Source organism: Roseobacter sp., from assembly GCF_039970775.1.
In the GTDB taxonomy this organism is placed as follows: Bacteria; Pseudomonadota; Alphaproteobacteria; order Rhodobacterales; family Rhodobacteraceae; genus Roseobacter.
In genome coordinates, this window is the sequence record NZ_JBDVLG010000065.1 from 32,373 (window position 1) to 45,510 (window position 13,138).

At 57.0% G+C, this 13,138-nt stretch carries 14 protein-coding genes; 5 read left to right on the forward strand and 9 right to left on the reverse strand.

Features of this window, described 5'->3' with window-relative positions:
* Nucleotides 1-1,404, reverse strand: coding sequence for a diguanylate cyclase (locus tag ABJH13_RS17800; RefSeq protein ID WP_348407567.1), 1,404 nt, complete (start codon nucleotides 1,402-1,404; stop codon nucleotides 1-3).
* Nucleotides 1,405-1,502: 98 nt separating this feature from the next.
* On the opposite strand from ABJH13_RS17800, the gene ABJH13_RS17805 reads away from it, so the two are divergent.
* From ABJH13_RS17805 to ABJH13_RS17825, 5 genes are all read left to right on the forward strand, one after another.
* The gene (locus ABJH13_RS17805; RefSeq protein ID WP_348407646.1) at nucleotides 1,503-1,787 is read left to right on the forward strand and encodes a DUF3572 domain-containing protein; all 285 of its coding nucleotides are present in this window, start codon (nucleotides 1,503-1,505) and stop codon (nucleotides 1,785-1,787) included.
* Nucleotides 1,784-2,482 (forward strand): HAD family hydrolase, encoded by a 699-nt coding sequence (locus ABJH13_RS17810; RefSeq protein WP_348407568.1) that lies wholly within the window; start codon nucleotides 1,784-1,786, stop codon nucleotides 2,480-2,482. The genes ABJH13_RS17805 and ABJH13_RS17810 overlap by 4 nt, the downstream gene beginning before the upstream one ends.
* Before the next feature lie 170 nt (nucleotides 2,483-2,652).
* A complete protein-coding gene (locus ABJH13_RS17815) occupies nucleotides 2,653-3,240 on the forward strand; it encodes a heme NO-binding domain-containing protein (protein WP_348407569.1) in 588 nt (195 codons plus the stop codon).
* Nucleotides 3,237-4,274, forward strand: coding sequence for a GGDEF domain-containing protein (locus tag ABJH13_RS17820; RefSeq protein WP_348407570.1), 1,038 nt, complete (start codon nucleotides 3,237-3,239; stop codon nucleotides 4,272-4,274). The genes ABJH13_RS17815 and ABJH13_RS17820 overlap by 4 nt, the downstream gene beginning before the upstream one ends.
* 217 nt (nucleotides 4,275-4,491) lie before the next feature.
* Nucleotides 4,492-5,523 (forward strand): Hint domain-containing protein, encoded by a 1,032-nt coding sequence (locus ABJH13_RS17825; RefSeq protein ID WP_348407571.1) that lies wholly within the window; start codon nucleotides 4,492-4,494, stop codon nucleotides 5,521-5,523.
* Here the strand turns inward: ABJH13_RS17825 and ABJH13_RS17830 are convergent, their stop codons facing one another.
* The 8 genes from ABJH13_RS17830 to ABJH13_RS17865 form a co-directional block, all read right to left on the reverse strand.
* Complete coding sequence (locus ABJH13_RS17830) at nucleotides 5,524-6,141, reverse strand: TetR/AcrR family transcriptional regulator (RefSeq protein WP_348407572.1); 618 nt, start codon at nucleotides 6,139-6,141, stop codon at nucleotides 5,524-5,526.
* The gene (gene ppk2 / locus ABJH13_RS17835) at nucleotides 6,134-7,003 is read right to left on the reverse strand and encodes a polyphosphate kinase 2 (protein ID WP_348407573.1); all 870 of its coding nucleotides are present in this window, start codon (nucleotides 7,001-7,003) and stop codon (nucleotides 6,134-6,136) included. Before ppk2 ends, ABJH13_RS17830 begins: the two co-directional genes overlap by 8 nt.
* A 51-nt stretch (nucleotides 7,004-7,054) precedes the next feature.
* A complete protein-coding gene (locus ABJH13_RS17840; protein ID WP_348407574.1) occupies nucleotides 7,055-8,047 on the reverse strand; it encodes an alpha/beta hydrolase in 993 nt (330 codons plus the stop codon).
* Nucleotides 8,022-8,939 carry a homoserine O-succinyltransferase gene (gene metA / locus ABJH13_RS17845; RefSeq protein WP_348407575.1) on the reverse strand — a complete coding sequence of 306 codons (918 nt, stop codon included), beginning with the start codon at nucleotides 8,937-8,939 and terminating at the stop codon, nucleotides 8,022-8,024. Before metA ends, ABJH13_RS17840 begins: the two co-directional genes overlap by 26 nt.
* A gap of 91 nt (nucleotides 8,940-9,030) precedes the next feature.
* Nucleotides 9,031-9,879, reverse strand: coding sequence for an ATPase (locus ABJH13_RS17850; protein WP_348407576.1), 849 nt, complete (start codon nucleotides 9,877-9,879; stop codon nucleotides 9,031-9,033).
* Nucleotides 9,880-9,936: 57 nt separating this feature from the next.
* Nucleotides 9,937-10,866 (reverse strand): DMT family transporter, encoded by a 930-nt coding sequence (locus ABJH13_RS17855; protein WP_348407577.1) that lies wholly within the window; start codon nucleotides 10,864-10,866, stop codon nucleotides 9,937-9,939.
* A 106-nt stretch (nucleotides 10,867-10,972) separates the two neighbouring features.
* The gene (locus tag ABJH13_RS17860) at nucleotides 10,973-12,094 is read right to left on the reverse strand and encodes an outer membrane protein transport protein (protein WP_348407578.1); all 1,122 of its coding nucleotides are present in this window, start codon (nucleotides 12,092-12,094) and stop codon (nucleotides 10,973-10,975) included.
* A gap of 130 nt (nucleotides 12,095-12,224) precedes the next feature.
* Nucleotides 12,225-13,088, reverse strand: coding sequence for a DMT family transporter (locus ABJH13_RS17865; RefSeq protein WP_348407579.1), 864 nt, complete (start codon nucleotides 13,086-13,088; stop codon nucleotides 12,225-12,227).
* Nucleotides 13,089-13,138 lie beyond the last annotated feature (50 nt).

A 13,138-nucleotide genomic window follows, 5' to 3' on the forward strand; every position in this document is an offset into this window, starting at 1 on the left:
TTAGGCGGCAGGGCGGTTGAGATTGACCTGATTGCGCCCCTGCATTTTCGCCGCATACAGCGCTTTGTCCGCCGCATCGATCAACATATTCGCGTCTTGCGGGACACTGTTGCGCTGCGGGTTGCGCATACCGCCAATGGTCACGCCAATCGACACGGTGACCTTGATCTCTTCGTCCGATCCCGGCACGATAAACCCACGCCCGCCGATCTTGCGGCACAGGCGACTGGCCGCAACACGCGCCTCAGAGAGAGGAGTAGCGGGCATCACAATCAAGAACTCCTCACCACCTATTCGGGCAATCAAATCGACGCCGCGCAGATTGTCGCGCAGCCGTTGTGCGGTCTCGATCAAAACGGCATCACCCGATGCGTGACCGTATTGGTCGTTGATCTGTTTGAAGTGATCCAGATCGGCGACCATCACAGCAAAACTGCGCCCGGTAGCGGCGGAATGCTCGGCGACACGGGCCAAATGCGGCATCGCATAGCGGCGATTGTGTAGCCCCGTCAAAGGATCAGACACCGCAGCCTTCAACCCGGTGCGCACAGTGGCGCGCAGCTGGTCGGCAATGCGTTTGCGCCGCAGCATCGCTTTGACGCGCAATGTCAGTTCGGGCACATGAAACCCGTCTGTCATCAGGTCATCTGCACCAAGATCAAGCGCATAGGCACCCAAACCGGGGTCAGGCCGCGTTTGCAGCACGAGGATCCCCGCATGCCGCGTGATTGCCGTGGCGCGAATGGCCGCCAACAGACGCAATACGTCACTGGTGCTGGTGTCTTCTTCGGACAGGGTCAGAATAAACACATCCGGCACTTTGCCCGGCGACAGATCCCGCAATGCGGTTTCTGGTGTGGTAAAACTCAGAGTGGTGCGTAACTGGGTGCGCAATTGGTTGATCCAATTATGCGCGGTATGGGGGTCAGACCCCACCAGAACTGCACGCCCCGGAGGGCCAAAATCCATAGTGTCTTCCGCAAATCCCAAAGCTCGGGAGGTATCATCACGCATTTGCCATTCCGCCGCTGAGTTGTGGGCACGGATCAGGCTGCGGACCCGCGCCAGAAGAAGGGTATCGTCGATAGGTTTGAGCATGACATCTTGCACACCCGCCTCCAACGCTTTCAATCGGGTGTCGGCATGTGGCCGACAGCCAACCACCATCATCGGGATAGCACGTGTTTGCGGGCTGCGGTTCAGACGGCGGCACAGTTCTGCCGCGTCACAGTCCGGTAAGGCCATGGCCGATATGATTAGGTCAGGGTCGTGGCGTAACGCCGCGACACAGGCTTCATCGGCTGTCGAAGCTTGGATAACTTCGTAAAAAGCCGATGCGAGTTTTACCTTTAACACGATGCGATTTGTCGAAATCGCGTCAACAATGAGTATTTTTCCTTGCACGCCCGTGCGTCCTCTCAAGGGTTTATTCCTATTCGTCGACATTGCGCCGAATTTGGTTAACAAAGCGTTTCAAGTCTGATGCAATTTGTAGGCAATCGATAATGTATACGCAAGAAACTGCCGAAGTTCTGGGTTTAAAGGTGTTGGGGTGGCTAGCCGCAGACGAAGATTTGCTACCGGTTTTTCTGGGCGCCAGCGGGGCCAGCGAGACTGATCTGCGCGCAGGTGCCACGGACCCCGCGTTTTTGGGGTCGGTTTTGGACTTTGTCATGATGGATGATGCGTGGGTGGTCCGGGTGTGCGACGCGATCGGGGTGTCCTATGATACACCGATGTTGGCGCGTCAGGCGTTGCCGGGTGGGGAGCAGGTCAGTTGGACATGAGTAAAATCAAAGGCGTTCTTTTCGACAAAGACGGTACATTGTTCGATTTCTCCTCCACGTGGGAAACCTGGGCCGCGTCATTTTTAAACCGGATCACCGAGACACCTGCGCAGGCCGCCGCGTTGGGCGCACACATCGGCTTTGACCACGCCCGTCAGCGGTTTGCCCCCAATAGTATCGTGATTGCCGGAACACCGGATGATATCGCGACTGCGTTGTTGCCGGATCTGCCCGATCATTCGCGCGACAGCCTGTGCGATCTGCTGAACACCGAAGCACAACAAGCACCGCAAGCCGAAGTCTTGCCGTTGGGCCCGTATCTACGCGACTTGCGCGCGCGCGGCCTTGCGTTGGGGGTTGCCACCAATGACGCAGAGGCCCCGGCGCGAGTGCATCTGAATCGCGCGGGTGTGGTGGATCTGTTTGATTTCATTGCAGGGTTTGACAGCGGCTATGGCGGAAAACCCGCGCCCGGGCAGCTATTGGGCTTTGCCAAGGCAGTTGATCTTGAGCCGCAGCAGGTTGTTATGGTGGGCGACAGCACACATGATCTTTTCGCCGGGCGCACGGCGGGAATGCGGCGTGTGGGCGTTTTGACAGGCCTCGCCACACGCGATGACTTGGCGCCCTACGCAGATGTCGTTCTGGACGATATTTCGCAACTGCCTGAATGGATTGACGCGCAGGTCACCTAGACAGCGCAGACGTGGGCGCAAAACGCGCGCCTGTTTTGGTGCGTAATTCATGTGCAGCCAGCGCAATGTTTGGCGGCGCGCGCGCTGGATGTTGGTCAAAATATGCCCGCGTTTTGTATTTATTAACGCATGCGCTCCATGTTCGGCCTACGTTTGTGAGTGAGGCGATCATGCAAGGGTTGGTAAACCGGGCCATACAGCGCTTTGTTGTTGATAGTTATGGTGCATCAAAATGGGTGGTTGCGGCACGTCGCGCCAAGGTCGGCTTTGTCGACTTCGAACCTATGTTGAATTACGATGACGAGCTAACCGAACGCGTGTTGGACGCCGTCTGCGAGGTGCTTGACAGGTCTCGCAACGAACTGATGGAAGACATCGGGACGTATCTTGTGTCGCACCCAAATCTGGAGCCGTTGCGCCGGTTGTTGCGCTTTGGCGGCGTGGATTTCCTTGATTTTCTGCACTCTCTTGACGATTTGCCAGACCGGGCGCGGCTGGCCGTATCTGGCCTTGTGCTGCCACAGTTGGAATTACGCCAAGTTGATGCCCATGCGTATTGTCTAACCTGCGTCGGCAACATACCGGGCAGTGGACATTTGTTTATGGGCGTTTTGCGCGGCATGGCGGATGATTACGGCGCGCTGGTTTTTCTTGACTATAGAGGTCAGGCAGACGGAGTAGAAACGATCTCGGTTGCGTTGCTCGACACAGAATTTGCCGAAGGCCGCGGGTTTGAGTTGAGCGCACAAGTATCATGACCGAAACGCCTTCTTTTCATAAAATGCTGGATGTTTTGTGTCCAATGCACATGGTTTTGGACGAGACAGGCCAGGTCTGCTCGGCTGGACCAACGGCGCTTAAGCTCTTCGGAGACGGTGCGTTGATCGGCCAGGGTTTCTTGGATGTGTTTGAGATAAAACGACCGCACGAGGTGCGCACGCTGGACGCCTTGCGCGCAAAGGCCGGTGCGAAGTTGCATTTGCAGCTAAGAAGCGCCCCATTCCGTGAGGTAAAGGGGGTTTTGATAGACGGTCCGACCGCCGACCTGACAGTTATCGACCTGTCTTTTGGCATTTCTGTGGTTGATGCTGTGCGTGACTACGATCTGACAGCTGCGGATTTTGCTGTGACGGATTTGGCGGTTGAGCTGCTGTATCTCGTCGAAGCCAAATCTGCAGCGATGGACGCGTCTCAGCAACTGAACCAACGGTTGCAGGGCGCGCGGGTTGTCGCCGAAGAACAAGCGCTCACGGACGCATTGACGGGCCTTAAAAATCGCCGTGGCATGAACCAGATCCTCAGAGATCTCATCTCGCATGGTGAAAACTTTGCGCTGATGCAGTTGGATCTGGACCATTTCAAGGCAGTCAATGACACGACCGGTCACGCGGCGGGTGACTACGTCTTGCAGCAGGTTGCCCGCATCATGCTAAACGAAGTCCGGGGTCATGATATCGTCACACGGGCAGGCGGCGATGAATTTGTCCTTATTCTGCGCGATGTTGAAGAAGAAAGGATCATTGAGGGTATCGCATCGCGAATCATTGAGCGGTTGAGCGAGCCCTTGTTTTTCCAAGGCGAACGCTGTGATGTCTCAGGCAGTGCGGGGACAACATTGTCGGTAAATTACCCACTCCCATCACCCGACCAGCTCTTAAAAGATGCCGATGTGGCGCTTTATGTGTCGAAACATGAAGGACGCGGCCAGCATACGTTCTTCTCTGATCAATTGCGCGCCAAATGGCAGGCTGGCATCGAAAAACGAAATTTCGGAATGGTCCGAACCCCTTGATGCCTCTTGAACGCGCCGGGGAGAGGTAACATAGCGGCGAAACCTACAGGCGGCGTCGGCACTATTTCCAATATCGATACCTCGGGAAGGTCCCTCATCTAACACCGAGACTGGCATGAATAACACAACGGCTGCGATCTTTCCGCATGATAGGGTTCGTTTCGCGGTACAAATATAGTACAGATGCTGTGTGTGGGGGATGCAAAGGTAGAATTTCATGGTGCTTAGAACGTTTTTGGCATTCGACAACGAGAATTTCGTCGCGACCTCCAGCAGCAATGCGAGCCTCGTTGGGAATGCGATTATCAACAACTCCGACACACCCAACGGGACAGTTTTTCAATATACCGCAGGGAGCGCGCAGGTGGTGAGCCTTGATGATACCGGCGGAAACCCTGATGTGTTTGATGACGACCGCGTGAACCAGCACCGGATCGTTGATGGCAACGGATTGGTTGACGACGGCGCGCGGGTTGAGTCTGAATCGATCATTCAATTGCGCGAATTGGACGATAGCGGCAACCAAGTAGGGCCGATCATCACCCTGAATGTGTATTCCCAAGGGGGCGATTTCAGAGACATCTGGGGCTATTCGACCACCTCGGCGTTGGAAAACGGCACGTCCTACGTGAAGGTCAACGGCACTAACAATGGGTCATCGGCTTATAACACCTTTGTGCCGTGTTTTGCGCGAGGCACGTTGATTGACACGCCCACAGGCACCATCGCCGCACAAGACATTGAGGTTGGTCAGGTTTTGTGGACCAAAGCGGGCGGGCCGATGCCTGTGCGTTGGGTCGCGCACACCACGGTTGCAGGGCAGGGCGACTACGCCCCCGTGGTTTTTGACGCCGGTGTTTTAGGCAACGATCAGCCGTTGGTGGTGTCACAACAACATCGGATGTGGATCGAAAACGCCATGGCCGAAGTGTTGTTTGGCAAAGCCGAAGTGTTGGTGGCGGCCAAACATTTGGTGGGGATGCCCGGCGTGCGCATCGAAACGCGCGAGACTGTTCATTATACGCATTTCATGTTCGACAATCATCAGATTGTACGGTCAAATGGCGCGCTGAGCGAAAGTTTCTTTTATGCAGAACAATCCGCCTCGGCGCTGGAGCTCGCGCCGCGCGGTGAATTGCAGTCGATGTTTCCGTCGCTTGAGGCGGGGTATGATGCATTCGGGGCAACGGCCTCCATGACATTGAAGGCCAAAGAAGTTGCTGCGTTGCGGCCGTATTTGGCCGCGTGATCAGTCGTCGCAGGTGATGAGGCCAAGGCCGCGCAAATAGATCCCGACGCCGGTTTCCAACAGATCATCGGCAGGAAACGGTGATGCACGGCCCGGTGAGTTGCGCGCAAATAATTCCACTACGCCGTGGCTTAGCGCCCAGATATGGGCCGAAAACATCGACGCAGGTGGGCGTTTGTCGGCGGGTATATGTTGGCTCAGGTCGGCTGCGGCTTGTTCTAGCACGTCATTGGCGCGCGCGGCTGCGGCGGCCAAATCAGGGGTGCGGTTGATCGAAACACCGCTTTCGAACATCGCGATATAGTGGCCGGGGTACGTGCGCGCAAAGGCCAGATACGCGCGGCCAGTTGCGGAAAATGCAGCCAAAGCAGAGGGTTGTCCGCTGTCATAGGCGCGTTGCATTAAGTCTGCGAAGATCCCGTAGCCTTGCAGGGCAGCTTCCGCAATGAGGTCTTCGCGCCCTTCGAAATGGCGATACACGGCGGCGGGCGTGACGCCAGCCTTTTTGGCAGCCTCAGAAAGGGTAAAACCCATGGGTCCACGTACTTCGATCAGCAGCAAGGCTGCATCAATCAATGCTTGGCGCAGGTTGCCGTGGTGGTAGCCGCGTTTAGGCATCCCAGATATCCGGCCCACCACAGATAGATGTGTCGATCTGCCCGATGGCCCGCGCATCTTTGTTGTCATAATCTAAACCATGCAGCACGGTGCGGATCGCGTTGAGCCGTGCGCGGCGTTTGTCGTCCGAGCGCACAATCGTCCAGGGCGCTTGAGCGCTGTGGCTTTTTGCCAGCGTTTCGGAGATCGCCTGAGAATAAGCGTCCCAACGTTGCAGGCCTTTCACATCGATAGAGCTAAGCTTCCACTGTTTCAACGGATCGCTCTCGCGGCTCAGCAACCGGCGCAATTGTTCGGCACGTCCGACGTTCAGCCAGAATTTGAACAGATGCACACCGTCCTTGACCAACATGTCTTCAAACGGGGCCACTTGTTCAAAGAACAATGACCGTTCGGTGGGGCTGCAAAAGTTGAACACATGTTCGACCACACCGCGATTGTACCAACTGCGGTCAAAAAACACGAGTTCCCCTTCGGTGGGCAGATGCGCAGTATACCGTTGAAAGTACCATTGACCGGCCTCGGCCTCGGTGGGTTTGGACAGCGCGACGATCCGCGCGCCACGCGGGTTTAGATTGGCCCGAAATCGCGCGATAGTGCCGCCTTTGCCCGCACCGTCGCGCCCCTCAAAGACCAATGCCACACGCGCGCCACTGGTTTTTATCCAAGCCTGTAGCTTAACCAATTCGATCTGCAATGCGGCAAGGTCGGCTTCGTAAGACTTGCGCCCCAGCCGGTCGGTATGGGGATAGGTGGCCGATAGAATATCGCCCTTATGGGCATTGTTGATCGCATCACGTATATCGTTGGGGGCTTCGGTGTCAAAAAATCGGCTGATTGCACCATCAAAGGGCAGGTCCATGGGGGCCTCCGGGGCATAGGGTCTGGCACCCTGTATGGGATGTTACAGGGTTTAACGCAAACCCGCGCGTGCGGCGGCGCGGTCAATTGCGGCCGCAACGGCCTCTGGGGCGGTTTGGTGTGGCATATGCCCCACACCGTCCAGAACCGTCAGGGCGGCACCGGGAATTTGGCGCGCCAAAGGGGCGCTGTGGATCTCGAGCGGGACGATCACATCTGCGGTGCCATGCAAGATCTCGACCGGCAGAGACAGGGTTTGATACAGCGCAGACATATCGACGACATGGGGGCGCAACCCGTTGACCTGCTGGGCGTTGGCCCGAAAGGTCGACCGACGCAATGCGAGGTCTGTGCCGATGTGGTCAAGGTATCCGGCGGGTGTGATTTCGGGGGCAAAGACTCTTTTAACGGCGGTATGGAGGACGGTGTGCGGGGTAAATGCGGCGACCAGCGGCGGGATCAGCAGATTGCCAAGCGTTGTATCCATCAACCGGTACTGCAGATCTAACCCGCCGGGCCAGGGTTGAGAGGCCCCGGCCACCAGCACCAACGCCGCCGTGTCATCGGGGCGCGACAGGGCCCAGCCCAACGCCACGGCGCCGCCAAACGAATGCCCCAGAACAATCGGGTTGTTCACCCCCAATACATCGGTGGCGATTTGCAGCATTTGGGCCTGTTCCAGAGGCGATTCCGCGGCCCTGCTGAGCGGTTTTTGAAACCTGCGCGCAGCCCGGTCCGTATAGCCCATGCCCGGCCTGTCCAGCAGGACAACCCGGTAGCGGTCCTTTAGGCGATGCGCGAGATCAAAGGTAAATTCTCGCAGGCTACCCGACGCCCCATGGATCATCACCAAATCGGGGCCTGCCCCCATGACCTGCACGTGAATACGGCGGTCACCATCCGTGATAAATTGGCCCGAAGGGGGTGTGTTGTTGGTTATCCGGGTCTCGCGAAGGCTGGCAATAACGTGGGTCAGCGCGGCGAACACGACCCCCACAAGCAGCATGATCCCCATGATTTTAACAGCCAATCGCATCAATATCATAGGGCGTGTCTTGATATACCTCGGTCAGCCAGTTGCCATAGAGCAGATGCGCGTGACTGCGCCACCGATTGAGCGGTTGCCGCGTTGGGTCGTCTTTGGGATAGTAATGCGACGGGACGTTGATTGGCGTGCCAGAGGCCAAATCGCGGTCGTATTCGTGTTTCAGGGTGTCACTGTCATATTCGAAGTGGTTAAAAATATAGAGCGCCCGATGCGCGCGGTCTTGCACCAAGCCGGGCCCGGTTTTGGAGCTGCCCAATAATGTGGTCAGCCCATCGGCGGCATCTATTTCGTCTTGGCGCATCTCCGTCCAACGGGAGACGGGGATCACGCAGTCGTCTGAAAACCCACGCAAATAGGGCGATGCGGGTTCTAGGTTGCGGTGACGAAAGCAGCCAAACAGTTTGGCATCCAGCATGTGTTTTTTAACGCCGTGGAAATGGTTGATCATCGCCATGCCGCCCCAGCACACCCCAAAGGTCGACTGCACGTTGGTTTGGGTCCAATCCATCACCTCGCGCAGTTCGTCCCAATAGGTGACATCCTGAAACGGCATATGTTCGATCGGTGCGCCGGTGATGATTAGCCCGTCGAACTTTTCGGCTTTGACCTCTTGGAAGGGGCGGTAAAAGCTCTCCATGTGGGCGGCGGCGGTGTTTTTGGTCTGGTGTTCAGACATGCGGATCAAGGTCAGTTCGATCTGCAGGGGGGTCCCGCCGATCAGCCGGGCAAACTGGGTTTCCGTCTGGATTTTTTGCGGCATCAAGTTCAGCAACCCGATGCGCAGGGGCCGGATATCTTGGCGCGCGGCTGCGTCTTCGTCCAGAACCATGACGCCTTCGCGGGTCAGAACGTCATAGGCGGGCAGGGTTGCTGGTATCTTGATAGGCATGAACAAGGTCCGGTCTGTGATGAGATCAGTCAGATAGGGTGTCGGGTGTTGTCTCTCAAGGGGCACTGTATGCACAGATGGGTGAACGATCTTACAACCGATCGGCAATAAGCGCTTCGAAATCTTGCGGTGTCGACAAGGCCGACACTTCATCGGCCGTGACAGTCACCCCCCAACGGGCCATGGCTGCATACCGGGGCTGGCGGTGCGCCAGCGCGCGCGCATAGGTGAACCGCACAAAGGTATCTGGGTCAACATCGGCCTCTTGAACATTGTTTTCGCTTAGGTATTCCTGCCAGACGCGTAACAGAAATTCAGGCTGATAGGCCATGGGTTTGGGCGCGCGATCAAACCGGCGGATCAGTTCTTGGGTGTGTGCCTCGTCGCCTTTGATCCAGATCAGCAGGCAATGTTGGGCCAAATCGCGCAGCATCTCGTCTGTGTCATCTTTGGCATCCACCCATTCGCAGATCGACCCGCCAGTGTCACAAATGAAATTCGGGTAGCCATACAAGGCTTCGGCGCGCTGTGAAAAATGCGCGGTATCATAGAGCGCAGAGATCTCTGCCTGACGAAACTGTTCTTGGCGGCGGCTGTACTCGCCGATGGGCAAGCCGCCCTTGGCCGGGTCACCGGGTTTGCCCAAATACGTGGCCACAGGGGCCAGGTTGTCAAAGGTGATATTTGAGCCGATGTAGATGCTATCGCTCATCAACAGTTCACGCAAAAACGGAACCTTCATCGCCTCGGCCTTGGCGTTGTCGGCGATGTATTCGCCCATATACCGGGTGCCGATGCGGTAATCGATGGAATAGTGAAACCAATCACCGCTGGCGCGCAGCAGGTTCGACATATGGGTCTTGCCTAATCCCGACATGCCATAGACCAAAACGGATTTGCGCGGGGCGGCACGCCATTCGGCGGCAGATGAATAAAGCATGGGGTGCGTCCTGACGGCGATGATAGAATTCCGTCCTAGCGGCCCCCTGTCGGGGGGTCAATCAATCGGCGGGTGTTTTTGGCCCTTGCCGAAAGCCGCCCAAAGCCGCCCGTCCAGCACCGCAAGACCCAGCGCCAGAATGCCAAACCCCAAATACGCGTTCGGGCCGAGCGTTTCGTGCCGCACCAGCGCGCCCAATGTGATCGCGATTGGGGCGATCAACAGCGTGACCAGCAACAGGTTGCCGCTGCCTGCGCGGGCCAAGACGTAGTAATACAGAAGATAGGCCCCCGCAGTCGCGATGATCGAATAATAGCCAATCGCGAGGACTGTGGGCCCCGTGAGGTGCAGCTGCACGGGCCCATCAATGATGACGGCCAAGGGCAGGGTGATCGCCGTGGCCCCCGTGAGCATACCCGCGGCGGCCACCTGTGGCGGCAGGCCAGACAGGGTTTTGCGGCCCCAAACCCCCGCCAATGCGTATGCCATCGTGCCCGTCAGGATCGCCAATTGCGCCAATGACCGCAGATCAAAGCTGCGGAAGTTTTCCAGCCCGATGGCCGTGGCAACACCGGCAAACCCCAAGGCGACACCGATCATTTTGCGCGGGCTCAGACGTTCATCCGCGAAAAATAGCGCCGCCACCAAAACACCAAACACCGCCGTTGCCGCATTGAGGATCGATGTCAGACCGGTTTCCACATAAAGCTGCCCCCAAGCCATCAACCCAAAGGGGATGGCGTTGTTTAGCAGCCCCATGATCAAAAACGCGCGCCACCGGGCGAAATCGCGTGGGACGGGTAAGCCCATCGCCCACACCACCCCCCACAACACCAACATCGCCCAGAAGGTGCGATGCGCGATAGATGTCAGCGGTGGGATTTCGTCCAGCGCGATGCGGATAGACAGAAACGACGCGCCCCAAATAAATGCAAGCACGATAAGTGCGGCCCATGTTTTCGGCGAAAGGGTCATCTGTTGTGTCATATCGCGACCCTAGGCGCGCGCGCGCGGATGAGCCACCCGGATCATGCACGAAAGCCCCGTAGATAGTGGTCTACGGGGCTTTCGGGTTTGTTCGGAAATCTAGTATTTAGAAAGTGTAGCCGATCTTCATACCAAAGGCGATAGCGTCGTTGTTTTCAAATGATGCAGCAGCGGCGCCGCCCACGCCGGTTGTGGTGTCACCGATCCGGACGTAGCGGATTCCGGTGGTTACCTTCATGTTGCCTTGGGTGTAAATCGCGGCGAGGCCGACACTCCGCTGGCCATCTGAGGGCCCGAGATTGGTGAAAAGGTTGCCTTGGGTTTCCTCATAGCCAATAGAAGCGGCAACTGACCACGTGTTATTGATGCGACGACCCACACCTAGGGTGTAGGTGTAAACATCCTCGGCATAGCTCAATAGCGACGCGCCACCTGTCAGCGTGCTATAGTTTGTAGGCGTCAGTTCGAAATCTGACCAGTCGACCCAACGCATGCCACCAAACAGTAGAGTATCTTGGGCTATGCCCGTTTGAAATGCCAGGTTCACAGACTGAGGTGTTTCAAATTCGGTGACTGAAGAATTGGGGCCGCCAAGCGCGGCTGAATTCTCGGTTGTTTCATTCCTGTGGCTGACCTCTGAATTGTAGGTCAATGACACCCGCAAAGCGATATCGGGGCGTTCGTATGCAACCCCGGCAACATAGCCCAGCCCGAAATCGCCATCGGCGACCACAGTGTAGCCACCACTGAGTGAGGCTAGTCCTGCAAAAATAATTTCGGCGTCAGCGTCGACCCGTTGCAGACGTAAACCGCCATAGACGCTGACGCCGTTTTGCACATTATATTGCAACAAGCCCGTTAGTGCGACTGAGTTGAACTCGGCGCTGGAGCCAGCCGCGAAATACCCAGTACCCACTGGATAGCTCACATCAGCCAAGAACGGTTCATCGAGGATCAATGCGTAAGACCATCGGCCATTAATGTCTGCCTTGTAGGCCCCGGCGAATTGAAAGTAACTCGGTGATATATCGCCAGATCCTGTGCCGTTCGGAAATGCGGATATAGACCGCCCCGAAAGATCGGGGGACACTGCTGCAAAGCTGAATTCAATGTAGCGGCCGTCTTCAAACAGCACGTCCACTGGTTGTCCGGTTCTGTCCAGTGCGCCGGCGTCGACGCCCCCTGCCACCAGACACAGCGCGGCTGCGCTTTTTATAGAATGTTTCATATTATCTCCTCCCCAGAAGACGTCCCAGCCCATGTTAACCAATTTTCGGCGGGTTCCCGGAACTAAGCACGAATTCAGCTTGCGTCAATTAATGACGCAGGGGAAGCCATAGGTGTGACCTGACGTAAAATCAGGGTTTTTGGCGGGTTTCGGCCCAAATATTGAGGTAATTGCCCGCAAAAATGATCAAAGCGCCCAGAAACACCCAGATGTCGACGGTCTCGTTATACAGCACCATACCGATCACGGCGATGGTTGGCAGGCGGATGAAATCGATGGGTACCACGACCGTCGCAGGCGCAATGGCCAGTGCGTTGGTCATGCAGAAATGCGCCAGCAAACCGGCACATCCGATCATGAGAACATAGGGCAGGACGTCGGCGTTGGGCACCGCGATATCACCATCATAGCCCGCTAAAACCACGCCCATCACCAGCTGCATGGTGGTCAGGTAGAACAAGATGCAGGTGATGGTCTGCGTGCGCGTCAGCCGTTTGGTGAACATGATCGTCAACGCAAAGAAAATCGCCGAACAGGCCGCAGTTATAACGCCCGCGTTGAGCCCGGCCATATCGGGGCGCGCCACGATAAGGATGCCGACAAAGCCCACGATGGCGGCAACAGTCCGCACCAGCGTCAGCCGTTCCCCCAAGATCAGCGGGGACAGCACGATGACCCAGAGCGGCGAGGTGAATTCCAACGCGATGACCTGCGCCAGTGGGATCACGGTAACGGCGTAAAACCACAGGTTTTGGCCGGTGAAATGCGCCATGTTGCGTAGGGTATGTGCGGTCAGGTTAGCGCGGTTGATCTGCCGCCACGTCCCGAAAACCCCAGCCAACACCACCACGATGATCATACCGATTAGGCTGCGATACACCATGATTTCAAAGGTATCGAGCTGCGCAGACGCCTCGCGGCCAGCAACCGCCATAGTACAAAACGACACGATCGCGCCGCCCATCCAAAACGCGGCCTTGAGGGTAGATGACATGGGAAAACCTTGATGCTTGTGGGAGTGCGGATACGGCGACGGGCTGGCCT

Bases quoted from the DNA above. Each gene is read 5' to 3' on its own strand.
- ABJH13_RS17810 (WP_348407568.1), top strand. From the start codon at position 1,784: ATGAGTAAAATCAAAGGCGTTCTTTTCGACAAAGACGGTACATTGTTC.
- ABJH13_RS17815 (WP_348407569.1), top strand. From the start codon at position 2,653: ATGCAAGGGTTGGTAAACCGGGCCATACAGCGCTTTGTTGTTGATAGT.
- ABJH13_RS17820 (WP_348407570.1), top strand. From the start codon at position 3,237: ATGACCGAAACGCCTTCTTTTCATAAAATGCTGGATGTTTTGTGTCCA.
- ABJH13_RS17825 (WP_348407571.1), top strand. From the start codon at position 4,492: ATGGTGCTTAGAACGTTTTTGGCATTCGACAACGAGAATTTCGTCGCG.
- ABJH13_RS17830 (WP_348407572.1), bottom strand. From the start codon at position 6,141: ATGCCTAAACGCGGCTACCACCACGGCAACCTGCGCCAAGCATTGATT.
- ppk2 (WP_348407573.1), bottom strand. From the start codon at position 7,003: ATGGACCTGCCCTTTGATGGTGCAATCAGCCGATTTTTTGACACCGAA.
- ABJH13_RS17840 (WP_348407574.1), bottom strand. From the start codon at position 8,047: ATGATATTGATGCGATTGGCTGTTAAAATCATGGGGATCATGCTGCTT.
- metA (WP_348407575.1), bottom strand. From the start codon at position 8,939: ATGCCTATCAAGATACCAGCAACCCTGCCCGCCTATGACGTTCTGACC.
- ABJH13_RS17850 (WP_348407576.1), bottom strand. From the start codon at position 9,879: ATGCTTTATTCATCTGCCGCCGAATGGCGTGCCGCCCCGCGCAAATCC.
- ABJH13_RS17855 (WP_348407577.1), bottom strand. From the start codon at position 10,866: ATGACACAACAGATGACCCTTTCGCCGAAAACATGGGCCGCACTTATC.
- ABJH13_RS17860 (WP_348407578.1), bottom strand. From the start codon at position 12,094: ATGAAACATTCTATAAAAAGCGCAGCCGCGCTGTGTCTGGTGGCAGGG.
- ABJH13_RS17865 (WP_348407579.1), bottom strand. From the start codon at position 13,088: ATGTCATCTACCCTCAAGGCCGCGTTTTGGATGGGCGGCGCGATCGTG.